Below are 20,080 nucleotides of genomic sequence, written 5' to 3'. Positions count from 1 at the left end.
GTCCCTCCCGAGATTGGTTATCAGATGCTACGGCCCATGGGCTTGTTGCGGTACAGCTCCATGGCTTCCTCGAATTGCTCGACCGTCACCTGCTTGCCTTCCACCCAACCGGTGGCCCGGCGCAGCCCGGCCACTGCCGTGGCAGGCATGCCGCGCTCCATGGCCAGATTTTCAACCGGGTGCAACGGGTGCTGTGCCACCATGGATGCTGATGTTTTGCCGGGCTGCTTTGTTTGTTGCTTTTCGTCCTGGGTGTCCATTGCCGATTCTCCTTATGGTGATACAATTAATGGGATAATCTCCACGCTCGGTATCAGCCCTTGCGTTTCGACCGTTTGGATGCCGCCGGTGAACTGCACCCGGATGATTGCCATCCGGGGCCGGCGCAGCTTGCGGTCCAGTTCTACGTCCGAGTCCCAGGGACGTGCCGCGTCCTGAGGATCGATGCGGATTGCAGTGCCGTCGCTGGCGGCGATTTGTTTATGCTCCGCCACGCTCTGTTGCATCTGTTCCACCAACCCGTTGCCCGCCCATAGTTCCTCAGGGCAGCGGGCGTACAGGAGGCAGCGGAATGTGACTTCCCGACGGTAGCGTCGTCTGGTGAGGCTGTGTGCGGTCTTTTCAGCATTGCGCTGTCGGTTTATCAGCCGGCCATCCCGGATACTGGCATCCCGCACTTCAAGACAGCAGGCGGCATAGTCGTGTTCTTTGAGGAAGTCCAGGGGGAGGTCGTCAAAAAAGATAGTGTCCGGATCGTAGGGATGTATGCCCCCGGCCAGGGTCAGCGCCTGCAGTCGTGCGGCCAGATATGTGCGGCAAGCGTCGATCATTTTTTCTTGAACACCTCAATGGCGATCCCCTTCAGGGCCTCATGGACCGACGGCTTCATTTCCTCGAAGGTCGGCTTCCAGAGTTTCCGGGCGGGGATCTTTTTGCCGTCGTCATCGGGCTGCTCGTGGATCAGGGCGATGTCGGTCAGTTCCTGGCCGTTCTTTTCCTTGACCCCCCGTTTCACTCCGCAGCCCCCTGCGTAATCGTTTAGCAGGGTCGTGGTGATGTTGCTGTACATCTGGTTGCTCGATCGCAGGATGTCCGGGGAGAGCCCCTGTTGTTCCTTCCGGGCGGCGTACTTCTCGTTGAGGACCTTCCACTCCAGATCCTGACTGTCAACGTGGCCGAGCACTCTGGCCTCGATCCGTTTCAACTGCCGGCCGAGCGTGCGGCGGGATTCACTCCGGACTTTGGGGGCTGCCGATCGCAGCACCCGTTTCAGGGCATCCCACTCACCGGTCAGTTGTACGGATTTCTCGGCCATGACTACCTCTGCACGATCAACTTCAGCAGGATCGGGATCCCGCGGAACAGCCCGCGGTCGGTCAGCTCAATGATCGCAAAACGCTTTCCCTTGATGACGATCCAGTCGTCGGGATTAATCAGCGGCTCCCCGGTCTCGGGATCCATCAGCCCCTGGGCGGCAAGATAATCGCGGTTGAAGGAAACGACCCACCGCTCCACCATCTCGCTGTGGGCATCCCGGACGTACCGCTCACCGTGGACCACCGAATAGTCCTCTTGATCATCCGGCTTGAGCCCGGCCAGCAGATCGATTTCCTCGCCGGATGCTCGCCGCAGGGTTACCGGCGATTTGTGGAACGTGTCGGTCACGCTGCGCATGGCCGCCCGGAACTGATCAACATTGTCTTGAGAGAGCAGGTCCATTTTATTCCACCACGATCATGGCCACGCCGGTATCGGCGGGAGCGATGCCCTGGCGGCGCTCGGCGATCGACCGGGTCAGGGCAGATTCCATCTCGGCTAAAAATTTGAGTTTGTCGACAAACTCCGCCTTGCCGGCGCCGTCGCCTTCAACCTTGTTCATCTCCTTCTTGTAGTGCGATCGCGCAGGCAGCAGCAGGGCCTTGGCAGCCAGATCGGCAATCAGGCTCTTGCGGGTGGTGGATAGGTCCGCCTCGGCAATCCCCTCGTAACCGGCCAGGGCCTGCGCCTCTTCAACGACTACCGGCAGCGAGGCGGCGAACAGGGCCGCCTCGTCCGGAAGTCTGTTTCTCACCATGTCGAGAATGGTGGCCATTATTCTTCGCCTTCACCGATAGTGAAGACCTTGGCACCTTCCGGGAATATCCTGGAGAAGCCGATCACGTTGGAAATGACCGTGTCCTGGAGCTGCTTGTCGATGACCTTCTCGGTCTCGATCAGCTCGGCACCGGACTCCTTCACCAATTCCAGGGCCGCAGACTTGGAAATGATGGTGATCTGGTTGTTGCCCAGGGCTGATTCCGTCCAGTTGAACCGTTTCAGAGGCAGGCCGAACGGCGTGGCGAACTCACCCGTGGCAGCGGTCTTGAAAATGTAAGGCGTCTGAAACTCAGGCAGGTTCAGAATGGAACTCATCTCGGTCTTCTTGGCCGCGAACACGGTCCCGCTAAACCGGTCCATGTTCAGGTAGAACTCCAAGAGTTTGTTGTAGCTGAGCGGTGTGGCAGCTGTGGCCGGGGCCGCGTTGTCGTTGCCGTCGCCGTTGATGACGTTGTACATGGCAAACGCCACGTTGCGCTTGGCGATCCGCTGCCCGATCAGCTGCAGGTGCGTGGCGAACAGGGGCAACTTCATGCGGCGCAACACCTCGTAAGAGGCATTGAGCTTGAGCCCCAGTTTAGCCAGGCGGATGGAGTTTTTGGCACTGGAAATCGTGACGGACGGGAACATGCCCCCCTCGGCTATGCGGGTGAAGTCGATCTTCTTTTCGTCGAAAACGGTCTTGAAGGTATCGTAGACGCCCGAGTCGATGGTGGTCTCGGTGGCGACTACGTCATCCAGGGTCAGGTCAATGGCGGTCAGTCCGGCCAGACCGATGCGGACGTTACGGTTGATGAACTCGGGAAAGAGATAGATGTCTTCCTGAGTACGGTAGAAGCGCTCGACGGTATGCTTCCGCAGATTGATGTCCTGCTTCATCAGCGCAAATTCAAACGCATCGAGGTTAGCCTCCTCCGAGGGATTCTCCTGAGCCAGCAGTTCGGAAACCGTTATGCCCAGGGTACGGGCCTGGCCGTACATTTCACGACAGAGTTTTATTGCCATTTGCGGATCTCCTTATGGATCGGTGATGGTTTACGGACAGCACATGACCAGGGTGTGGGCCGTGGTGTCCTTGGTGAGCACGAACATGGGCCGGCCGACACTGGCGTCGGTACCGCCGGCCAGATTGGTGGGGGCGACCGCGACAACCGCGGCCGCTCCAGTACTGGCGCCGGTATGTGCCACCGTGACCAGATCCGCCGCGGAGCTTGCCTCGATGGCTGCTTTGACCAGGGCGGCGGTGGAGGTGATGGCGCTGGCGCCGTCGGTGGCCAGGGTGACGTTGATGTCCCGGCCGACCACGTCGACCGAAAGGGCCACGTTGTTGCCGGGCGGGTCGATCAGCGTGATTGTGATGTCGTTACCGTCCGCGCCGGCCTTTTTGGCGGTGAGCGTCAAGGCGTTGTTGTTGGCCACCACGCCAGTTGCCAATGACGCGGCCACGGCTGCGGCAGGGGGCTTGACACCTCCCAGGCCGTCGGCAACCAGGTGCTGATAGTTGAGGCCGGGGTTGCCGGTGTAGGAAACCTCCACACAGCAGTCACAGCAGCGCACGGCGCCCACTTCGGGCGAGGTGTCGATCTTGATCAGCTTGCCGAAGAAAACGTCCTCGGCGGCGCACAGATCAACCGTGCCATTGGCAGAGACCTTGACTACCTTTCCTTCGTCGGAGCGGATGATTCCCTCCGCCAACAGAAAAGTCATATCATTGACTTCCAACTCGTTGAAGCTCACGCCCAACATATCTTTCCAGCTCATGAGATACCTCCGTGATTGGTTGATGAACGGTTACAGCTTGTAATCAGCGGCCCGCTTCCCGCCGGCGGCATGGCCTTCCGGCGCGGGCCGCGACGACTGGCGCTTCAGCTTTTCACCACATTTCGGGCAGGCCAGCGGCACCTTGCTCTCCACCGCCTGCTCGTACTCCTCGCACAGGGCGCGGGCCGTGGCCAGATCTGCGGTGCGGATCACGCCGGTGATAAAGCGCTCCAGCGCCCCTTCGCCCTTGAGCACCTTGTAGAGCGTCTCGGCCCTGGTACGGGTTTCCTCCAGGAGCTGCTTACCGAGCTGGGCCTCCGGCTCCAGGCCGGCAATCTTGGTTTTGAGGCCGGTAACGGTCTCGTTGATCTTCCCCTCCAGGAGCTCCGCGGACAACTCGGTGCCGGCGGCGATCCCCAGGAGGGCCATGGTTGCTGCGGTCAGCTTCATGTCCTTTTCCTCCTCAGTGTTGTTATGGTCAGGGGCGCCGCTGGCGCCCGCCTCTAATGCTTTGGCATACGGGTCCTCACCCTCCCAGACGATGGAAACCTCGCCGGCATTGGTGATCTTGGTGACAATCAGTCGCACCACCTCGCCGTCCACCACCTCACCCAGCCTGGACCAGTAGCAATCCAGGTTGGGATGCGATTTCTCGAACTCGAACCAGATGGTCACGCTGCAGGCCCGCAGTGCTCCGGTCTCCACTCCCCTGGCCAGCGAGGGGTCAACTATCTTGTCGGCGGCCAGCAGGCAGTTGATTCCTTGCGGATCGTTCTGATCATCCCAGAGCGGACCCTGGGTAAAACCTTTCCATCGGGTCACGTCGATGGAGTGGTTGGCGTAGAGGGTCAGCTTCTCGAACAGCGGCACCGCAGCCTTGAGCACGCCCGGCCGGGTGAAATCGAAAAACCGGTAGGGGGTGACGGTGGCCGACAGTATCCTGAAGTGACGGGCCACATACTCCTCGGGGTTGAGCCCGCCGTTTTCCTCTCCCCCGGCCGGCGCAAAATTGATGGGAGCATCCATGCCCGGCAAAGGACACCCGGAGATCGTTCCCCCGAACCTGGCTTTTGCAAATCCTTCCCTCAGCACCTGGAAACTTTCGTTTTTCTGTTTTTCAGCCATCACAACCTCCTCGCGACATAGCCCTGGAACGCTCAAATTTAGTTTATAAACCGCCTAAACGATGCTCGCCCGACCCGTCAGTCGACCGCCGCTTTCCGATGGCGGCATTTCGGGTGATACGGGGGGGTCTCGAAACCTGCCGCTTGCAGCTCGGCGTCGCTCATTTCCGTGACCTGGTCGGCCGTGTATTTGTTGGACAGAAATGGCGGCAGGTCGTCGGGCTTCTCGAATCCCTTTTCCAGGGTCCGAGCCAGCCGCGTTGCGGCTACCTGGACATCAAACTTCCGCCCCAGCATCGACTTGCAGTGGGCGCAGATGGGAAACGTACTCGGCCCCACGATCTGATAGCGCTTGATCCCGGCCTCGTAGAGAGAGAGGGTCTGCCCCATGTTCTGCACGCGCCCCATGGTGGTGGAAACGAGCTGCTCGATCTTGTAGAAGCTGGTCTCATTGACCAACCCGGTGAACGTCCGTGTGAACTCTGCCCACGTCTCCGGGTCGCGGATGTTGAGCCCCTTGGAGATATATTCATCCTGCAGCCAGGAGATGAACTGCTTGCCCACGGTCTCGTTGTTGGCCAGGTAGTTGCCGCGGCCGAAGTAGAACTGCTCCACATTGGTCAGGTAGCGCAGGGCATTCTGGTCGACCACGGCAATGTCGATGGTATCGCCGGCAAGGCGCTGCCCCCGGCGGCCCCGCAGGTGGTTCTTGTCCTCGTACCGCCAGCGGCGCCATTGGGAGCTGACGAACTGGTTGCAGACCTCCATCACGATCGTTTTGCTGATCTCGCTGCGGAGCGTGATTTCGAACGCCGTATATACTGCCAGTGCAAACCCTTTCAGACTCCGGCGGTGATTGCCGTTGTCGATGTAATCTGCACCCGCGGCTATCCCCGCCTTGATCGCCTTCTCCTCCGGCCCCTCCAGAACCGCCTGCAGGGCCGCGATATAGTTCTGGTCCTGGCGATCGTCGGCCGGCTGTTCCAGGCGGATCACCTCCGGCCGGAACGTATAGCGCCCGGTCTGCCGGTTGAAACGGAACTGCACGGCAGAAAAACCGGCCGGAGTCTGGTTGCCGGCACGAAAGCCGGTGGCCTTCTCGTATCCCAGTTCCTGCGCCGCTTCATCGCTGGTAATGATCCCGCCATCCCGCTTCTTGAGCACATTCTCAATCCGCTGGCCTTCCGTCTCGGCTTTGTCCTTGGCCTTGAGCGTGTCGTTGTTGTTCCAGGTTACCGACACCTGGGCATCAATCCCGTGCAGCAGCAGGTCGAGGGCATAGCCCTTCTCCAGGAATCGCTTGATCATCCGCCGGGCAACGCCGAGCTTTGCGGTGAAACGGTCGTAATCCACCTGGGCGTAGGTCTCGGTCGTGCTGTAGGAGCGGCCCGCCATGCTGGGGGGGATGTCCAGGGCTGAAAAAATCTGCTCCTCGTTCATCTCCCACACCGATTTCGCGCCGGCAGCGGCACCGGCATTGGTGGCGTTGTGCTTGATCTCCTGATCCTTATAGTGGACCGCCACTCCCTTGCTGATGTTCTGTTTGTACGCCTTGGCATAGTCCTTCAGCCGTTGCGTCAGGCGGTTCTTGTAAGCCTCGTCGTTCTCTCCGGCACGCTGCTGCGGAACCTCCATGCTCACGTCCATAAAACCAAGCAGGCCCATTTTGCGGATGATGGCGCCGATGTTGTCCGTGGCGTCTAGCTGCACCTCAATGTTCTTCAGCGAGGCGTAGAATGGCGGGATTGCATAGGGCGATCCGTCCACGGTCTGGAGCGGCATGTAGCTGTAGGTGAACGGGTTGAGCTGCACATAGCCGTTGTTACTCCCGCTGATCTGGTTGGTCAGTTGATGGGGGGTCATGATCCCGTCCACCCGCCGGAAGCGGATACGCTTGACCGCCACAATGGCGCAGTCGGCCACACCATCCCGCACATTGTCGCTGATCACCCACTCGGCCGAGAGCGCACCCATGAGCGGGATCTGACGCAGGAAATGGTTGACCAGGCCGTCCACCCCGCCGCCGATCAGATAGACCGAGGCGGCCAGGGCATTAAGCCGGTCCAGGGCGGCCTGGGGGTTGCGGGCCTCCACGGTCAGCTCGTGGCCGGTGTTGCCCAGGTTGACCCAGATCTGCAGGGCCTGGGAGATGTCCGGATTGAAAATGGAGAGTGGCTCCAGTACATCCAGGAACTCCAGGGGAAACGGCGCACCGACGAACGAGTAGAATCCAGCGAGCTTGCCGAGCACGCCGGTGATCTGGTCCTCGGGTACCGAGATCTGCCCGACGTCCACGGCCGGGGTTTTGCGGGCAAAGGGCCACCAGCTCATGCGCGGGCCTCCGCGAATTCGGGGTAGCAGTCGACAACACGGATACCCGAACCCTTCTGCAGGAAACTGATCGCCATTTCCGAGGCGTCAGGCCCGTCATCGTTGACCGTGTTGTTGTTGATGTAAACGAACTGGTCCACCAGGGTCTTCTGGTCCGAATGACGGCGCTCGAACTGCATTTTCTTGTGTTCCCACAGATATTCGCAGGTACCGACGATCCGGGCGATCTTGTTGGCCTGCGAACCATGATGGAGGGGAGCCCAGGGGAGGTAGTGGCCAACCTCTCTGGCGTAGTTCTGAATCGCCTCGTGGAGAAAGTCCTTGAGCATGTTCTCCTCAATCGGACAGCGCCCAGGATACTGCTCGTTCTGGGCGTAGGCCGCGGCAAACATTTCGCCGATCGAGCGGCGCTTTATCCATGCGTGCATGCAACGGAAGATCATTGATTCGCGGTCAAACCCCCAGGTGACCACGGCCCGGAAGTCGCTCTTTTCAGTGGCCGTGGCAGATGGGTCAACGGCAGTGGCAAAGATCAGCGGGCGCTCAATCACCTGGACGCGGTCGAAGTAGGTGGCAGTATCCTCCGGAAACGGGCTGTCCTCTTCCGTGCTCTTGTTGCGGTACTCCTTGTTGAAGATCCGCTTAGTGACCAGCTTCATCTTGCGCATCAGCTTGTCCCAGGGCCAGCGGGCCGGCCATAGAGTGATCTGCCGTTCTTCGTCCACAATGGCGTCATAGACTTTGGAATTGTAGAGCGGCAGGCCGGTCTCCTCGTCTTCCATGGCGATCATTTGAGAGATGGCACTTTTGGCGTGGAAGACGTTCCCCACCATGGTGGCCGAGCAGTCTCCTTCGAGACAGCCGAGCACCTCACCCTGGATGAACTCCACAATAGCTTTGGTCACCGTGGGGCTCTTGACCGTGCTGTTGTCTTCCAGGTCATCCAGACCAATATCGTCGGGCCGGTAGGGGCCATGGGATTTGCCGCGCCACTGGTCGCCGCGGCCGAGGGCTTCAACCAGAGTTCCTCCTTTGGTCATGAAAAAATCATCCGACCAGGTGCGGGTCTTGGCGATAATGTCGCCGTAGTCATGGCGCAGCCGGGGATTGTCTTCTAGTTCGACCTTGATCTTGACCGTGAACCTCTTGGCCTGATCGTGGATGTTGGAGCCCAGCATGATGTACTTGCGGAGCTGCTTGCAGATGCGGTAGATGCGCAGCCCTACCGTGACGATAGTTGTCTTTGCGTGGTCGCGTGGCGCACCGATGAAGTTGAGCCCCGGCTGGTCGGCAATCTCGCACCATTCGGCGTGACAAGGTGCGAAGTCGGTCCGGGCATAGTGCGGCATGTAAGTCTTGATGAACTCCAGAGGATCATTGCAGCGCTCAATGCGCTCCCGCTTCTTTGCCGGCGTATCGTTTTCGAACGGCGAAACGCTGTCGGCAATGAGCTTGCGGAGGCCGGCGACATAATCGTCGTACTGGCGCTCCGTCATGTTCTGGGTCTTACGCATTGCCATTCATCAACTCCGACTTAAATTCCATCGTCATCGCATCAAAATCCGATGCCAGTACCTTCAGCCCCTCGGGGTCGTTCTCGCGTAGCCAGCTGATCATCCACTTGATGTTTTCCAGAAACACGGCAGCCTTGTCATAGCCGCTGCCCTGGCTCTCCACGTTCTTGAACTTCACCACCAGGGCGCCGAGCTTGCTCAGGTTATCCAGAGTGCCGCCTTCCACGGCGCCGGGCTTGCGCGATTCGGCGTAGGTCAACTCCCGCTCCAGCAGCGCCTCCATACGGATACCGAAAGAAGCCTTACGCTCACGGGCCTTGTCCCATTCGTCGCCGTCACGCTTCTTCCAGGCGTCGGCAGTCTGGCGGGAAACTCCGTAGGTCTCGGCCGCCAGGGTCAGGTTGCCGGTCTCAATGAACTTCTGCCGCACCAGCGGCATCAGCTCTGCACGGGCGCCCTTCTCGGCCATCAGCGTTCCCCCAGCTCTCGCTTGATCCTGGAGATGTCCGACAACGTCACGATCAGGCTGGACTGATATTCCTTGAGCTGGTCGAATAGCGTGTCCAGCATCAGAATATTCAGCTCTGCCGGCCGGTTGAGATGCGGTTGCAGAGCCTCACACAACTGCTTTTGCAGGCCCTCAATCAGCAGGCTCAGCCGCGTTTCATCGGCATGCAATCCCGCCAGTTTGATGCGCAGTTGTTCGACTAGACTCATTGTTGGCCTCCCACGTTCTGGGCAGGGGGAGCAGCAGGAAGGCAGGTTCCTTTGAGGTCGACGCACCGTGTCCGCCCCTGTAGCCACGTCAACAGCGCTGTCTGTGATTGGGTATTGAGCCGGATCAGATCGGCCAGAGCCGATTCCCGCCGCTCACCCTCCGCTGCCAGGTGTTCGTGTTTCTCTACCAACACGACGTTGTCCGAATACATCGAGACGACGGCGGCATGCCGTTTTTCCGTAATTCTAGTGAACCACCAGAGGGCGATCCATGGCCCGGCAGTATTGAGGACAAACAGGGTGATCATGGGCCATGCCCCGATCTGCTTGACCAGGGCGGCTACGGCGGTTAATGCGGCGATGTCCTGTGGCGTCATCAAAGTCTCCAGTGCTCGTGTAGTGTCTGGCAGTTTATGCATCTGCGGCAGCCGGGTACTGCCAGCCGGCGCGCTGTGGGGATTTCGTCTCCGCAGTCCAGACAGACGGAACCAGTGTAATTTCCCGGTTCCCGCCCGGCTTGTTGCTGCTGCAGAACAAACGCCTGGAAGTCTTCATTCACCACCTGGGCGCGGTCAACGTCATCGGGCATTGCGGCACTCGCTCAGGGCGTTCAGCAGCGCCTCGTTATCCGCATGAAGCCGATCAAACTCACTCTTTTTCACCGTGATATCGGGGCCGGCAGTCTCAATGGCCACGTAGCGCGTACTGCACCCGGTCATGCTGATCAGCAAGATGCTGAGACACAGCAGCAGCATCGTTTTTTGCCAAAGCCGTCCTGAATTGCTGGATGTTCGCATCGTGGTTCTCCCCTTTGTTCTTCTCATTCCACGACCGTATCCCCTCCACGATGATCGGGAGGAGATAGGCCACTATCTGCAACAGCGCCTCCATTACTGTGCGGCCTGAGAGGGTACTCCGGGGATCGCGGCACTGGCCAGGCCGAGTAGAGGTACATCGCGGGTAACAACCTGGTCCTTGGTGGCACCTACGCCGGGGATCTGGGCCAGTAGAGACTCGACAATCCGCTCGGCCTGCTCACGGCTGACCGACGGCATGACGCTCAGGATATGTCCCACCGCAACGTCCAGCTTGGCGCTGCCGGTAAGCCCGGCCAGACCCTCCACCTTCTTGGCGGCCATCTCTTCAGCCAAGGCGATCCCCTGGTACGCCAGGCGCTCAATGGCATTGTCTCGCTGGAGCAGGTAATCTATCTTGAACCGGTTTCCGAGCCAGTGCAGCGGGATGGACAAGAGGCCCAGCAACAGCGCACCCACGATGGGAAAGATTGTTTCGCGCAGGAAGGCGGCCAGGACGGCCGGGTCTGCGGAGGTGGCCGACGCAGCATCGCCGGCAAGGGCTGACAGACAGAGAATTGACAACAGGCAACAGACAAACAGCACGGTGAACAGCTTTTTCATGGTTTGGCTCCTTTATACTGCCAGTATTTTCAACGCCTCAGCGTAGCGGGCCTGCCGATCAGCAAGGCCGTTGACGCCGGCGTTGATGCTTTTGGTAACTGCCAGGACATTGCCGGCATCGGCCAGCGGGTTGAGGTTGCGTGTCGACCAGTACCAGCAGGCCGACTCCACCGCTCCTTCGTGGGTCAGCAGGTATGTCTCCGACACCTCCAGGGGCTTGCCGATCGTCGCCGCGAATGCCTCGCGGTTGGCACGACCGGTGAGTTGGAACGGGCCGTAACCGCGGAAACGCCAGCCGTCGCCGCTGGACTCGGGACCGTTGCCCATGCGGTTGGCGTAGCAGTTGTTGGCGATCGCCTCGGGTTTGCGGTGGAGCGTCCAGGCCAGATCGTTAGGGACCTTGGTCGCTGCCTTGGGGTCGACGGCGTACCGGTTGGGCCACGTCCTGGCCAGCCCATCCGCGCTGTAGCTGAGGTTTTCGGTCAGATCGGCAAAACCATCGGACTCGTGCCCCGCTTGGGCCAGAAACATGGCCACACGCAGGGGAGTGTCGATACCGTGCAGGGGCAGGATGGTATTGAGCGCCGCCACCCAGGCGACAGGTTCGCTGTTGCGCGGAAAAAGGCGCCGGAATTGGTCTACCGTGATCAGCATTTGTGGTCTCGAAGTATGGACCGAGGCGGAAGGAGGCCCCCCGCCCGGCCAGAATGGGTGTTGCTATCGAGTGGGGATACTAGCGGATGTGGCGGGCAAGGTCGTGTGACACAGTCACAAACGAGAAGACCCCTCTCCGGGGTGGAGAGGGGTCTGGGTGATGAAGGGGCTTATATCGCGGGGAGGGTGGATTGTCAAGCGGCATAACTCCCGCTGCGGCGGACGAGCCGCCGAGCTTTGCCGTTATGCCCCGTAAATGTGCGTCAGATGCCCCGGCCGCCGCTGTATCTGGCCCGGAGGTGCATCAGCGTTCAATATTTTCAGAGCGTGATCGTATTTGATGGCCGTTCCCAGGCGAGACTCGTACATGCTGATAAACCCGTGACCATGCCCGGCCAAATACTCCAGGTGGCCGCGAGTCACGACCTCGGCATACGTGCCACCCTCTGGACAACCCTTTGGCCACTGCGCATTTGCCCCCTCGAATCTGGAGTGTAGGTAGTATTCGCGCAGAAAATTATACATCTGCTCAAATAAGGGTAGCGGTTGGGCGGATACGCCGCCCGCAGAGCCGCCGTGCGCCATGGTCGGAGCCGACTCGTGATGCGACGCTATCGCACCCTCTCCAATCGCGGGATTGCGATCCCCACGCCCGCAGGTAGCCCCTGCGGCAGCAGGCTGTGACATTGACATAGCGCCCTCCGAGGGCATAACCAGGACGCCGGACACCGACCGCCAAACACCTGGCGGACGGGTCAGCGCCATGGCCGTTATGCCCTTAAACCTATTGTCATTAAATCGTCGCCATTGTCGTATTGATAGGCAAAAGCAAACCCGAGTTTTTCGTAAAATTTGCGTGCTTTGTCGTTGGCTTTATCAACAACTAGCCCGAGTGTTTCACATCCGCCATTACGGGCAATCTGGCGACATTCCTGGACCAGCATCACCCCGATTCCCTGACCGCGCCGGGCAGTGTCAACATACAGTTGCCGAATATTAGCGGATCGCAGGTGTTTGTATTGCAATCCGACTGTCCCGACAAACTGCAACTCCGAATCAATGGCGACTATTTTTGTTTCTTCATTACCGTCTATGTCACAGTCCAGACGTAACAGCGTGGGCATAACCCCTCCTTCGTGCGGATAAACCGCACAACTCGTACCTCGTTATATCGCCAGACTCATCTGGCGTGGATCAACTGCACTGCGGCGCTGCTGGGTCTTGCCCTCGCAGATCCGGTAGACCTGCCGTACGCTGAGGCCCGTCTCCCGTGCCAACTGCCGGCGATTCTGCACGCGATCATGGTTCTTGACGTACCGCTCCTTGGCAACCTTGAGAGCATGCCGGACCTGCGGCAGATAGAGTTGACCGCCCCCCAGTGAAGCCGCCACGGCAGCCGTCAGTTCCAGGCCGATGATCGGGTACAGATCCAGATAGCCACTGCGCAGATGGTCCGGGTGGCTGATCTCAGCGACATACGGCAGCAGCAGCGGACCGCCGCCGATTTCCTCCGCCACGCGCACCGTCAGCTCCAGGCCGATGATCGGCACCAGCTCGGCATAGTCGCCGCGCAGATCGTCGGGCTTCAGCTCGTCAAGCCAGGTTGTCACTGCCATTGTCTCAGACACGTACCCGCACCCCGTTAACTCGGCAACGACACCACGGTATAAAGCCGCCGGTACTCCACCGCTTTGATCAGTTTATCCACCGACCACGTCCGCAACTGCGGAGCACACAGAACGCAGGTGTTATGCATCAGAGGGCGCCCGGTCTGGATCTCTGCAACGGCTATCTGTAGGTCAGTCACCAATTCCCCGCGGCGGTGTCGATTCATGGCCCTATCCCTCGTCGGTCTCAATCAGGACTACGTTCCTGGAAAACGCCCGGATGTCCACAACAGGCCAGACCAAGCCGCCGGGATCTTCGATATACAGCACCTGGTCGCCATAAAGCTCTTTGTTGTCGAGCTTGCCCTGGAGCCTCTCCATGAAGTCTTTCAGTGTCATAGTTCCTCCGGCTATCTGTATTCCAGGGGGCAATGCAGCTGGATGTATTCCATGATCGCGGCATTTGCGAAACGGAGTCGCCACCAGCCAGGGCCGTGGGTGCGCTTCATCTGGCCTTCAAACATCTTCTTCAGCCCCTCAATCGCAAGGTAGGCATCGGCCGAGGTACGCACCTTGCCATCTTTCAGCCCCATCCGTTTTTCCAGGAACAGCTGCAGGCCGTTCTCCGCTCGCCACAGGACCAGCCCGGCCAGGGCGGTGATTTTATCCAGCTCGTCCTGGTTGACCAGGGCAACGACCTTTCCCGCCCTCGGCACGGGCGCGCGCCTGGCAGTGGGGCGGTAGCCTTTACCACCCTTGATCACAAACCCCTTCCGCTCGTACTCCGCAATGAAATGCCCGGCCTGATCGCTGGTCAGATCCGCGGTGGAGCTTTTGCCGTAGCGTTCCTGGAGCAGTTCCCCGCGCTCTGCCTTCGTAATCCCGAACTGGCTGCAAATGAGCATGATGGTATTGATCTGCGCTTTGGTGATCGGGCAGGAGGTGCGGCGCTTTTCATACGTGTTGGCGTTCATGGTTTCCTCAACTTACAACCTTTGCAGCCCAGGGGAATATATAGGCAAAGGCGGTTGGGCATCAGAGTCTCGCAGTGGCGCGGCATGCCTTCGATTTTGTCCATTACTGGCCCTTCGTGAAGCGTTTCCTGCGGCGAAGGTTTCATAGGCACCCCCCCCCCCCTCAATTCCCAGCGGCAAACGCTGCTGCCGCCAATTACTGCCGTCTATCCGGTCACCTGTCATCACCAACCCCCTGTCAGCCTGCCCACTGCCGCAAAGCACTCGTTGGCCAGCGGATCATCGCTGAAGCTCATCTGTTTCGGTGCCGGCGGATTCAACCGCCGTTCAATCACTGCCCGCGCCTCCAGTTCGGCCTGGGCTTTGGTCATGCCGCCATCAAACTGCATGATGGCGGCACGCTCTTCCTAGTCCTCGCGGGTGGCGGCATCCCAATCCTTCACGGGGTAATCCGGACGATTCCATCAAGGCGGTCCTGACGCTCTCTGATCAGCTTCTCCGAGATGGCTTCCTGGAGAAAATCATTCACTGTGCGGCCAGCCAGAGCATGGTCGACACAGCGGCGAGTGTCATCATTCACCCTGCAGGACAGCACGTTGTAACGAGGGTTCGGTTTTTTCGCTCCCATGGCTCGGGCTCCATTTCGTGGATCTCCATCGCTATTCTCCAGCGGACAGAATGCCTACAAATGCCGCCGTCGCGGCATGCAACCGTTCAGGACTGATATGCGTCTTCCGGTCGAGACGGGCATGCAGCTCGCGGTGAACATCGGTGACGATATGGGGAATATCCAGCACTTCCATCGGCCGGACGTCCTCACCGGGCGCCACGTGGGGCGCTGTCTGCAGTACCCGCACGCATTTGATGCAGTCGGCCACGCGGCCCGATTGGTCCGCCTCGGCCAGATTCACCACCAGCCGCTCGAATTGCGCCAGCCGTGCCAGCTGCAGCAGGATGCTGTTGTAGTCGCGGGTGAGGAGCACGGTCAGGCCGTGCGGGGCAAGTTCGGCGGCGATTTTACGCTGTGCGGGGGGCATGGTCAGCTCCTCTATCCTTTTTCATACTTCCCAGGTTGATCGCTCAATGTGGGGCCGGATCTGCTCCGGCCCCAGGTTCAACGGTCAAGCACCGGGCATATCGGGCGGTCGGGGAAAAACAGCACAAAACCCTCGTCCGAGGCCGGGATGCAGTTCGGGTCCGCTTGAAGCAGGGTCCATACGATCGCAATCAGGAGCATGTCGTCACCTCCGCCTCGTATTCCTCAACCAGCATCCGGTTCACCTCCCCGCAGGCCACCAGGCAGACAAACCGCCAGCAACACACCTCGCAAGGGTTATCGGCCGCCATGATCCGCCCCCTCTACCGAGTCTTCCTGGTGCATCGGATACGGCGTGTCGACGGTCCCTTTATCCAGGCACACCGTGCAGCGCTTGAACGTACTGGGCTGATGCCGGTGAATGCAGTTGCTGCAGGTCGATCCGACGTTGATGTTGCTGGAAAACATTGGGTGTATGGCCATTACTTCACCTCCTACAGTGCCGCGATATCGAGAGGAATATTGTCGTACTTCCCAGCCTCGTTGCGCTGATAGAGCCTGATCTGGCGTTTTTTACTGATCACTTCAATGGCGTCGTTGACGATCTGCATGGCCTCGTTCCAGAGTGCGTTTTCGATCTTTATGGTACGCAGCCGGAGGATCTCGGCCACACGCAGTTTGCCGTCGACCATGGTAAAGGCCGCAGTCACCAGGGTTTTGAATTCGCTGTTGCCGCCAGCCTGTTCGATGGCCTCCAGCATTTTCGTTTTGGCAACCTCAATCTCCGGGCCGAAAGAAATCAGCTTCTGGATGCTGATCACGAGCTTGTACTTGCGGTCAAAGGTCGTAAGCGTGAGCCCCTTCTCCTCGCCACCACGCTTGACCTTGTATTTCTCGTAGAGCATATCGACAAAGGTGGTCGTGTCCTCGAAGTTGTGCAGTTTGAACCGCTGAAGACGGTCGCTGAGAGGCAGCCAAATGGCCACGACATCCAGGACCATGTCATGCTCAATCAGGTCCATCTCGTGGATGTTCTCAATGCGGCGGAGATCTCCCTCGGGTGTCAGCATCCGGCCGTCGACAACCTGCGGACACATGGCCTCGTAGGAAAGGCGGTCCTGACGTTTAAGGACATAGCCAGCGCCTGCGTTAACGGCACGCTTGACTACCTCGCCCCAGGTTATGGAACCAATGTCGGACTGCGGGTCAAACGACAGTTCCCGGACTGCTTTTTCGGCGCGTTCCAGTGCCAATGCTGCTGTTTCGTGGTATTCCATGCCCTCGTGGGTGTAGCTGTAGAAGTTCACGCGTGATCCCCCTTGTCTCGTTTTATATGTCGGTCGTAATTCCTATGGCACAGCCCACAGGTGCCGTAATCGTGCCCGCCTGCTCCGAAGTTCGCGCAGGCCCACACTGGCCCCAGCCCCGTTATCTCGTTCGGATTGGGAGACGCCGGGACGCGCTGCAGGGACGACAAAGCCTCATACAGCGAAGCGCAGGTGTCAGCGGTGCTCATACCCAGCGCCTCACCATGCCCGAGGCGTACAGCCCTACTATCAGCCGAGCCTCGGCGCGATCGCGCATCCAGCGGCGCATGCGGTTATATTTGCGGCGGGCCTCACGGCCTGTGGAGATACCGGACATCGCTCTGATTATGTTCCTGAACATGGTCAGCTCCTTTCATTCAACAACGCCCATTGCAGTAATGATTACGCTTGCCGCAGCAGCTTCGAGACTTCCCCCTCGATCTTCACCATGTAGGGCGCGTCAGGTCCAACCAGATCGACCAGCCGGCGCCGGAGCAGGTCACACGCACGCGCCAGATCAATCACCATCGACCGACTGGTCGCGTTGGCAAGCATTGCCCTGCCTGCGATCTCACACAGGCAGCGCTCCAGGTCGGGAGCAGGGGGAGCGGCCGAGTCGTCCAGATTGTCGAGCAGATTCTCGACTATCAGCCCCTGCTCCGCCACCCACGCCTCAATTTCCGGCCGGGCCTCGCAGGCGAACAGCACTACGCTACCGGCGAATTTGGCGGAATCGGCCGGAAGCTTGCCGGTCTTGAACGTCAGCGATACCTGGGTCTTGCTCCAGCCCGAGTACTTGACGAATTCCTGCTGCGGGATCTTCAGCTCGTCCATGGCCTGCTTCAGTCTCAGCATGCGGCCCTCCCGTCTGCCGGTACCCCGCCGGCATCACCGCTACGGCGATTAAGCACCGACTGCAGGGCCGTGGCGCCGCTAACCGGGGCAGAGATCTGCTTGCCGCGGGCCTGCCCCCTGGGCACCGGCTCGGCCTCGGGTGCCTGCACGGAGCGCACGTCCTCCACGCTCACTAGCTCCCGGCCAGCCGCCAGGGCGACGTTAAGCAGCGTCACACACAGCTCCTGCAGCTCCAGATAATTCCTGGCTGCAGGAAGCTCTGCCAGCAGGTCAATGGCCTTGGGATCGAAGTGCTTGCCGATGGTTTCCCGCACATAGTGAGCGGCCTCGTTGGCAGAGAGCCCCTGCATGCGGACGAGGTCGGAGCGCAGCCTTACCTCTGAGACTCCGGGATGATTCATGGGGTCCGACTGGGCGACCAGGATGATGGTGAAGAGTTCGCTCTTTCCTGCCCAATCCATCTCGCGCAGAGTCTTGAGGGAGCGCAGGGTGTTCTTGTGCAGGCGCTGGGCCTCTTCAATGATCACGACGATCTGGGTTTCGGTACCGTGAGCGGTCTTTTTGCCGCTGGCCGTGCCCACGATCCGGCGCAGCTGGGAGCTGCTGACGATGCCGCCGCGCTTGACGTTCTCATCGGACAACTCCAGGATCATGGCGGTCTTGATATCGGCGATGGTCATGTTTTCCTGATCCACCCGCTTGGGCCAGATGGTCTGTACATCCATCCGTTTCATGGCCGCTTTGACCGCCTCTGTTTTTCCGCAGCCGCGGTCCCCTACGATGCTGACCATGGCCCGGCTCTCCACTGCCATGGTGAGGATGCGTCGGCACCGCACCATGTCTCCTGTCTCGTGCAGCTTGCCCTTGAGCGGGTCCTTGGTGTAGCCGAGGTTGACAAACGTTTCCAGTCTGGTCATACTCATAATTGATTTACCCCCTTTCAGTAGTGGCCCTCGGCGTTGCAGCGCCGGGGGCTGTTGTGTTTTAACTTTCAACTCTCTAACTCTCTGACTCACAAACTGCCTACATCGCCACCTGCATCTGCTCCGCCTGGATATCCCCGGCCAGCTCGGCCACGAACCTCCGGGACATGCCGTTTTCCCGGATCAGCCGCCCCACCTCTACCCGCTCTGCAGGGCTCAGGAAGTAACCGGCCAGCGTCTGCAGCTCTTTCAGAGCATCGTCCACTGTGTTGTAGCGGTCCAGGTTGAGAGGGTTCTCCAGAACAAGGGTTTCTTTCACCCTGGTCCTCATCTTGATCACCTTGCGGGCCGAGGTTGTCGTCTCCATGGCCGGTGCAGGTGCCGCCAGGGCCGCCCGCCCCTCGGCCGAGTAAAGCGGAATGGTCACACCCTCCATTTTTGCCGCTTCCTTGCGCATCTGCTGCTGGCCGGTCTCCGGGTTGGTGCGGTACTCTCCCAGCCTGTTGGGGGTGAATGCCTCCACCTCGTACCGCTGGCCGTCCCGGAGATCCTGCACCACCACCTTCTTGTCATAGATCCCCACGTAGACCTTGACCCGCGCATCGTGCAGCCCCTTGACCTCGTAGGGCTCGTTATCCATCCAGAACACGCCGTCCTGGCCCACGGTGCGCTCAATGTTGCTCTTGGCGATCGTCTCCAGGGCATCGTTCGGCAGGATCACCACGCCGCCGTGGCGGCTGATCCGCTCCCATGCCTGGCGCCGGGAAAGCTTGCGCTCGAAGCGGTGCTTCATTTCGTTGTAGGCGGTGGAGTAGTTCATGAGCTGGTTGTTCAGCTCCGTCATGGTGATCTCGTAGTGCCGCCAGTCGGTCATGGCGAAGAAGGGCAGCTCGAATTTCTGCCAGAGGGTTCGCCATGGGCGTTCGATTTTCCCGTGGGCGTCCTTGTTGAGCGGGGTTGAGGGATCGATATCCACGCCGCAGCGCTCAAAGAAGTCCTTGGCCTCGGGCGATTCCATCATGGGGCCGTGATCCCCTTTGATCTTTCCCCGTTTACCGGATGGATGGGACGGAACTCCCCAAAAGCATTTCTCCGGCTGCTCCCACCAGGCCCAGCAGAGGAATTCCATGTTGTGCCGTGCGTTCTCCCCCTTGGCCGCCACATAGCGGCAGCAGTGGCAGCCGCTGTGGTCGTCGGTCATGCCGTAGATCCAGGGGCGCAGGCCGTCCACCGGGATCGGCTTGTTCTTGTAATCCTTGTTGCCGCGGTGAAGCCGGAGGAGGAAATCACCATCGGGCAGGGCCTTGGCGATGTAGAAACAGTTACTGGTGGAGGCGTCGACGTGGTGCATTTCGTTCGGGAATTCGGCCTGGAAGCGCTCCACTCGGCGGCGCTTGGTGTTCAGGCCGAGGTCGCGTATTACCCGGTCGATACTGCTGTAGCAGACGTCAGCGTAGCCCTGGGGAATCTGGTTGTTGATCAGGGCGATATCCATGGCATCCTTCGTGGAAATCACGCCGCGGTGGTCGGGCGGGCTGTTCTTGATGATGGCGATGGTGCGGGCCACCTCCTCTATGTCGGCATGCTTGCGTTCGCCTTTTTTTCGCTGACGGTTGGTGGGAAGCAGGCGGTAGACGGTCCCGTAATCCACGCCGAGCATGGCCGCCCATTTGCCGACCACGGCGGTCTTGTGGCCGCGGGGAGCCTCTTTCCAGGCGGCTACGATCTGCTCTTTTATGTGTTGGTCGATCCTGGTCGCCAT

Annotated in this window: 32 protein-coding genes; all 32 read right to left on the bottom strand. The window is 59.9% G+C overall.

Annotated elements, in window-relative coordinates; translation table 11 throughout:
- Positions 1 to 20: 20 nt before the first annotated feature.
- A complete protein-coding gene (locus GSVR_RS14235) occupies positions 21 to 260 on the bottom strand; it encodes a hypothetical protein (RefSeq protein WP_173201675.1) in 240 nt (79 codons plus the stop codon).
- A 12-nt stretch (positions 261 to 272) separates the two neighbouring features.
- Positions 273 to 830 (bottom strand): hypothetical protein, encoded by a 558-nt coding sequence (locus GSVR_RS14230; protein ID WP_173201676.1) that lies wholly within the window; start codon positions 828 to 830, stop codon positions 273 to 275.
- The gene (locus GSVR_RS14225) at positions 827 to 1,315 is read right to left on the bottom strand and encodes a hypothetical protein (RefSeq protein ID WP_173201677.1); all 489 of its coding nucleotides are present in this window, start codon (positions 1,313 to 1,315) and stop codon (positions 827 to 829) included. Before GSVR_RS14225 ends, GSVR_RS14230 begins: the two co-directional genes overlap by 4 nt.
- A 2-nt stretch (positions 1,316 to 1,317) precedes the next feature.
- A complete protein-coding gene (locus GSVR_RS14220; RefSeq protein ID WP_173201678.1) occupies positions 1,318 to 1,719 on the bottom strand; it encodes a hypothetical protein in 402 nt (133 codons plus the stop codon).
- 1 nt (position 1,720) lies between these two features.
- Positions 1,721 to 2,092 carry a hypothetical protein gene (locus GSVR_RS14215; protein WP_173201679.1) on the bottom strand — a complete coding sequence of 124 codons (372 nt, stop codon included), beginning with the start codon at positions 2,090 to 2,092 and terminating at the stop codon, positions 1,721 to 1,723.
- Positions 2,092 to 3,102, bottom strand: a complete 1,011-nt coding sequence (locus tag GSVR_RS14210; protein WP_173201680.1) for a hypothetical protein — start codon at positions 3,100 to 3,102, stop codon at positions 2,092 to 2,094. The genes GSVR_RS14215 and GSVR_RS14210 overlap by 1 nt, the downstream gene beginning before the upstream one ends.
- Positions 3,103 to 3,132: 30 nt before the next feature.
- On the bottom strand, positions 3,133 to 3,858 hold the full coding sequence (locus GSVR_RS14205) for a hypothetical protein (protein ID WP_203978678.1): 726 nt from the start codon (positions 3,856 to 3,858) through the stop codon (positions 3,133 to 3,135).
- Positions 3,859 to 3,888: 30 nt separating this feature from the next.
- Positions 3,889 to 4,983 (bottom strand): hypothetical protein, encoded by a 1,095-nt coding sequence (locus GSVR_RS14200; RefSeq protein ID WP_203978677.1) that lies wholly within the window; start codon positions 4,981 to 4,983, stop codon positions 3,889 to 3,891.
- A gap of 77 nt (positions 4,984 to 5,060) precedes the next feature.
- Positions 5,061 to 7,313 (bottom strand): hypothetical protein, encoded by a 2,253-nt coding sequence (locus tag GSVR_RS14195; protein WP_203978676.1) that lies wholly within the window; start codon positions 7,311 to 7,313, stop codon positions 5,061 to 5,063.
- Positions 7,310 to 8,833 (bottom strand): hypothetical protein, encoded by a 1,524-nt coding sequence (locus tag GSVR_RS14190; RefSeq protein WP_173201881.1) that lies wholly within the window; start codon positions 8,831 to 8,833, stop codon positions 7,310 to 7,312. The genes GSVR_RS14195 and GSVR_RS14190 overlap by 4 nt, the downstream gene beginning before the upstream one ends.
- Positions 8,820 to 9,296 (bottom strand): DUF1804 family protein, encoded by a 477-nt coding sequence (locus GSVR_RS14185; protein WP_173201880.1) that lies wholly within the window; start codon positions 9,294 to 9,296, stop codon positions 8,820 to 8,822. Before GSVR_RS14185 ends, GSVR_RS14190 begins: the two co-directional genes overlap by 14 nt.
- Positions 9,296 to 9,544 (bottom strand): hypothetical protein, encoded by a 249-nt coding sequence (locus tag GSVR_RS14180; protein ID WP_173201879.1) that lies wholly within the window; start codon positions 9,542 to 9,544, stop codon positions 9,296 to 9,298. The genes GSVR_RS14185 and GSVR_RS14180 overlap by 1 nt, the downstream gene beginning before the upstream one ends.
- Positions 9,541 to 9,921, bottom strand: a complete 381-nt coding sequence (locus tag GSVR_RS14175; protein ID WP_173201878.1) for a hypothetical protein — start codon at positions 9,919 to 9,921, stop codon at positions 9,541 to 9,543. Before GSVR_RS14175 ends, GSVR_RS14180 begins: the two co-directional genes overlap by 4 nt.
- Positions 9,921 to 10,133 carry a TraR/DksA family transcriptional regulator gene (locus GSVR_RS14170; RefSeq protein WP_173201877.1) on the bottom strand — a complete coding sequence of 71 codons (213 nt, stop codon included), beginning with the start codon at positions 10,131 to 10,133 and terminating at the stop codon, positions 9,921 to 9,923. The genes GSVR_RS14175 and GSVR_RS14170 overlap by 1 nt, the downstream gene beginning before the upstream one ends.
- A complete protein-coding gene (locus GSVR_RS14165; RefSeq protein WP_173201876.1) occupies positions 10,123 to 10,341 on the bottom strand; it encodes a hypothetical protein in 219 nt (72 codons plus the stop codon). Before GSVR_RS14165 ends, GSVR_RS14170 begins: the two co-directional genes overlap by 11 nt.
- A gap of 93 nt (positions 10,342 to 10,434) precedes the next feature.
- The gene (locus GSVR_RS14160) at positions 10,435 to 10,962 is read right to left on the bottom strand and encodes a hypothetical protein (RefSeq protein WP_173201875.1); all 528 of its coding nucleotides are present in this window, start codon (positions 10,960 to 10,962) and stop codon (positions 10,435 to 10,437) included.
- A gap of 12 nt (positions 10,963 to 10,974) precedes the next feature.
- Positions 10,975 to 11,616, bottom strand: coding sequence for a glycoside hydrolase family 19 protein (locus tag GSVR_RS14155; RefSeq protein ID WP_173201874.1), 642 nt, complete (start codon positions 11,614 to 11,616; stop codon positions 10,975 to 10,977).
- 770 nt (positions 11,617 to 12,386) lie between these two features.
- The gene (locus GSVR_RS14150) at positions 12,387 to 12,740 is read right to left on the bottom strand and encodes a GNAT family N-acetyltransferase (RefSeq protein ID WP_173201873.1); all 354 of its coding nucleotides are present in this window, start codon (positions 12,738 to 12,740) and stop codon (positions 12,387 to 12,389) included.
- A 42-nt stretch (positions 12,741 to 12,782) separates the two neighbouring features.
- Complete coding sequence (locus GSVR_RS14145) at positions 12,783 to 13,244, bottom strand: Mor transcription activator family protein (RefSeq protein ID WP_173201872.1); 462 nt, start codon at positions 13,242 to 13,244, stop codon at positions 12,783 to 12,785.
- Between the two features lie 14 nt (positions 13,245 to 13,258).
- A complete protein-coding gene (locus GSVR_RS14140) occupies positions 13,259 to 13,450 on the bottom strand; it encodes a hypothetical protein (protein ID WP_173201871.1) in 192 nt (63 codons plus the stop codon).
- 4 nt (positions 13,451 to 13,454) lie between these two features.
- A complete protein-coding gene (locus tag GSVR_RS14135) occupies positions 13,455 to 13,622 on the bottom strand; it encodes a hypothetical protein (protein WP_173201870.1) in 168 nt (55 codons plus the stop codon).
- 11 nt (positions 13,623 to 13,633) lie between these two features.
- Positions 13,634 to 14,197: a phage protein GemA/Gp16 family protein gene (locus GSVR_RS14130; RefSeq protein WP_173201869.1), complete on the bottom strand. Its 564-nt coding sequence runs from the start codon at positions 14,195 to 14,197 to the stop codon at positions 13,634 to 13,636.
- Between the two features lie 224 nt (positions 14,198 to 14,421).
- Positions 14,422 to 14,586, bottom strand: a complete 165-nt coding sequence (locus GSVR_RS14125; protein ID WP_173201868.1) for a hypothetical protein — start codon at positions 14,584 to 14,586, stop codon at positions 14,422 to 14,424.
- 50 nt (positions 14,587 to 14,636) lie between these two features.
- Positions 14,637 to 14,825 carry a hypothetical protein gene (locus GSVR_RS14120; protein WP_173201867.1) on the bottom strand — a complete coding sequence of 63 codons (189 nt, stop codon included), beginning with the start codon at positions 14,823 to 14,825 and terminating at the stop codon, positions 14,637 to 14,639.
- A gap of 31 nt (positions 14,826 to 14,856) precedes the next feature.
- A complete protein-coding gene (locus GSVR_RS14115; protein WP_173201866.1) occupies positions 14,857 to 15,234 on the bottom strand; it encodes a hypothetical protein in 378 nt (125 codons plus the stop codon).
- Between the two features lie 77 nt (positions 15,235 to 15,311).
- Positions 15,312 to 15,434 (bottom strand): hypothetical protein, encoded by a 123-nt coding sequence (locus GSVR_RS22205; RefSeq protein WP_255569598.1) that lies wholly within the window; start codon positions 15,432 to 15,434, stop codon positions 15,312 to 15,314.
- A gap of 96 nt (positions 15,435 to 15,530) precedes the next feature.
- Positions 15,531 to 15,716, bottom strand: coding sequence for a hypothetical protein (locus GSVR_RS14110; protein WP_173201865.1), 186 nt, complete (start codon positions 15,714 to 15,716; stop codon positions 15,531 to 15,533).
- A gap of 11 nt (positions 15,717 to 15,727) precedes the next feature.
- Entirely contained in the window at positions 15,728 to 16,540 is an 813-nt protein-coding gene (locus tag GSVR_RS14105; protein ID WP_173201864.1) for a DUF3164 family protein, read from the bottom strand.
- Positions 16,541 to 16,745: 205 nt separating this feature from the next.
- Complete coding sequence (locus GSVR_RS14100; RefSeq protein WP_173201863.1) at positions 16,746 to 16,901, bottom strand: hypothetical protein; 156 nt, start codon at positions 16,899 to 16,901, stop codon at positions 16,746 to 16,748.
- 41 nt (positions 16,902 to 16,942) lie between these two features.
- A complete protein-coding gene (locus GSVR_RS14095; protein ID WP_173201862.1) occupies positions 16,943 to 17,395 on the bottom strand; it encodes a hypothetical protein in 453 nt (150 codons plus the stop codon).
- Positions 17,389 to 18,318, bottom strand: coding sequence for an AAA family ATPase (locus tag GSVR_RS14090; protein ID WP_173201861.1), 930 nt, complete (start codon positions 18,316 to 18,318; stop codon positions 17,389 to 17,391). The genes GSVR_RS14095 and GSVR_RS14090 overlap by 7 nt, the downstream gene beginning before the upstream one ends.
- Positions 18,319 to 18,418: 100 nt before the next feature.
- Positions 18,419 to 20,080: a hypothetical protein gene (locus tag GSVR_RS14085; protein WP_173201860.1), complete on the bottom strand. Its 1,662-nt coding sequence runs from the start codon at positions 20,078 to 20,080 to the stop codon at positions 18,419 to 18,421.

Source organism: Geobacter sp. SVR (assembly GCF_016865365.1).
Lineage (GTDB): Bacteria > Desulfobacterota > Desulfuromonadia > Geobacterales > Pseudopelobacteraceae > Pelotalea.
Note: the sequence above shows the minus strand (reverse complement) of the source record. Positions and strands in the feature narration are given on the sequence as shown.

What these genes read in the sequence shown, in the direction of transcription:
- GSVR_RS14235 (WP_173201675.1), bottom strand. Translation starts at nt 260, where the DNA reads ATGGACACCCAGGACGAAAAGCAACAAACAAAGCAGCCCGGCAAAACA.
- GSVR_RS14230 (WP_173201676.1), bottom strand. Translation starts at nt 830, where the DNA reads ATGATCGACGCTTGCCGCACATATCTGGCCGCACGACTGCAGGCGCTG.
- GSVR_RS14225 (WP_173201677.1), bottom strand. Translation starts at nt 1,315, where the DNA reads ATGGCCGAGAAATCCGTACAACTGACCGGTGAGTGGGATGCCCTGAAA.
- GSVR_RS14220 (WP_173201678.1), bottom strand. Translation starts at nt 1,719, where the DNA reads ATGGACCTGCTCTCTCAAGACAATGTTGATCAGTTCCGGGCGGCCATG.
- GSVR_RS14215 (WP_173201679.1), bottom strand. Translation starts at nt 2,092, where the DNA reads ATGGCCACCATTCTCGACATGGTGAGAAACAGACTTCCGGACGAGGCG.
- GSVR_RS14210 (WP_173201680.1), bottom strand. Translation starts at nt 3,102, where the DNA reads ATGGCAATAAAACTCTGTCGTGAAATGTACGGCCAGGCCCGTACCCTG.
- GSVR_RS14205 (WP_203978678.1), bottom strand. Translation starts at nt 3,858, where the DNA reads ATGAGCTGGAAAGATATGTTGGGCGTGAGCTTCAACGAGTTGGAAGTC.
- GSVR_RS14200 (WP_203978677.1), bottom strand. Translation starts at nt 4,983, where the DNA reads ATGGCTGAAAAACAGAAAAACGAAAGTTTCCAGGTGCTGAGGGAAGGA.
- GSVR_RS14195 (WP_203978676.1), bottom strand. Translation starts at nt 7,313, where the DNA reads ATGAGCTGGTGGCCCTTTGCCCGCAAAACCCCGGCCGTGGACGTCGGG.
- GSVR_RS14190 (WP_173201881.1), bottom strand. Translation starts at nt 8,833, where the DNA reads ATGGCAATGCGTAAGACCCAGAACATGACGGAGCGCCAGTACGACGAT.
- GSVR_RS14185 (WP_173201880.1), bottom strand. Translation starts at nt 9,296, where the DNA reads ATGGCCGAGAAGGGCGCCCGTGCAGAGCTGATGCCGCTGGTGCGGCAG.
- GSVR_RS14180 (WP_173201879.1), bottom strand. Translation starts at nt 9,544, where the DNA reads ATGAGTCTAGTCGAACAACTGCGCATCAAACTGGCGGGATTGCATGCC.
- GSVR_RS14175 (WP_173201878.1), bottom strand. Translation starts at nt 9,921, where the DNA reads ATGACGCCACAGGACATCGCCGCATTAACCGCCGTAGCCGCCCTGGTC.
- GSVR_RS14170 (WP_173201877.1), bottom strand. Translation starts at nt 10,133, where the DNA reads ATGCCCGATGACGTTGACCGCGCCCAGGTGGTGAATGAAGACTTCCAG.
- GSVR_RS14165 (WP_173201876.1), bottom strand. Translation starts at nt 10,341, where the DNA reads ATGCGAACATCCAGCAATTCAGGACGGCTTTGGCAAAAAACGATGCTG.
- GSVR_RS14160 (WP_173201875.1), bottom strand. Translation starts at nt 10,962, where the DNA reads ATGAAAAAGCTGTTCACCGTGCTGTTTGTCTGTTGCCTGTTGTCAATT.
- GSVR_RS14155 (WP_173201874.1), bottom strand. Translation starts at nt 11,616, where the DNA reads ATGCTGATCACGGTAGACCAATTCCGGCGCCTTTTTCCGCGCAACAGC.
- GSVR_RS14150 (WP_173201873.1), bottom strand. Translation starts at nt 12,740, where the DNA reads ATGCCCACGCTGTTACGTCTGGACTGTGACATAGACGGTAATGAAGAA.
- GSVR_RS14140 (WP_173201871.1), bottom strand. Translation starts at nt 13,450, where the DNA reads ATGAATCGACACCGCCGCGGGGAATTGGTGACTGACCTACAGATAGCC.
- GSVR_RS14135 (WP_173201870.1), bottom strand. Translation starts at nt 13,622, where the DNA reads ATGACACTGAAAGACTTCATGGAGAGGCTCCAGGGCAAGCTCGACAAC.
- GSVR_RS14130 (WP_173201869.1), bottom strand. Translation starts at nt 14,197, where the DNA reads ATGAACGCCAACACGTATGAAAAGCGCCGCACCTCCTGCCCGATCACC.
- GSVR_RS14125 (WP_173201868.1), bottom strand. Translation starts at nt 14,586, where the DNA reads ATGCAGTTTGATGGCGGCATGACCAAAGCCCAGGCCGAACTGGAGGCG.
- GSVR_RS14120 (WP_173201867.1), bottom strand. Translation starts at nt 14,825, where the DNA reads ATGGGAGCGAAAAAACCGAACCCTCGTTACAACGTGCTGTCCTGCAGG.
- GSVR_RS14115 (WP_173201866.1), bottom strand. Translation starts at nt 15,234, where the DNA reads ATGCCCCCCGCACAGCGTAAAATCGCCGCCGAACTTGCCCCGCACGGC.
- GSVR_RS22205 (WP_255569598.1), bottom strand. Translation starts at nt 15,434, where the DNA reads ATGCTCCTGATTGCGATCGTATGGACCCTGCTTCAAGCGGACCCGAAC.
- GSVR_RS14110 (WP_173201865.1), bottom strand. Translation starts at nt 15,716, where the DNA reads ATGGCCATACACCCAATGTTTTCCAGCAACATCAACGTCGGATCGACC.
- GSVR_RS14100 (WP_173201863.1), bottom strand. Translation starts at nt 16,901, where the DNA reads ATGTTCAGGAACATAATCAGAGCGATGTCCGGTATCTCCACAGGCCGT.
- GSVR_RS14095 (WP_173201862.1), bottom strand. Translation starts at nt 17,395, where the DNA reads ATGCTGAGACTGAAGCAGGCCATGGACGAGCTGAAGATCCCGCAGCAG.
- GSVR_RS14090 (WP_173201861.1), bottom strand. Translation starts at nt 18,318, where the DNA reads ATGAGTATGACCAGACTGGAAACGTTTGTCAACCTCGGCTACACCAAG.
- GSVR_RS14085 (WP_173201860.1), bottom strand. Translation starts at nt 20,080, where the DNA reads ATGGCGACCAGGATCGACCAACACATAAAAGAGCAGATCGTAGCCGCC.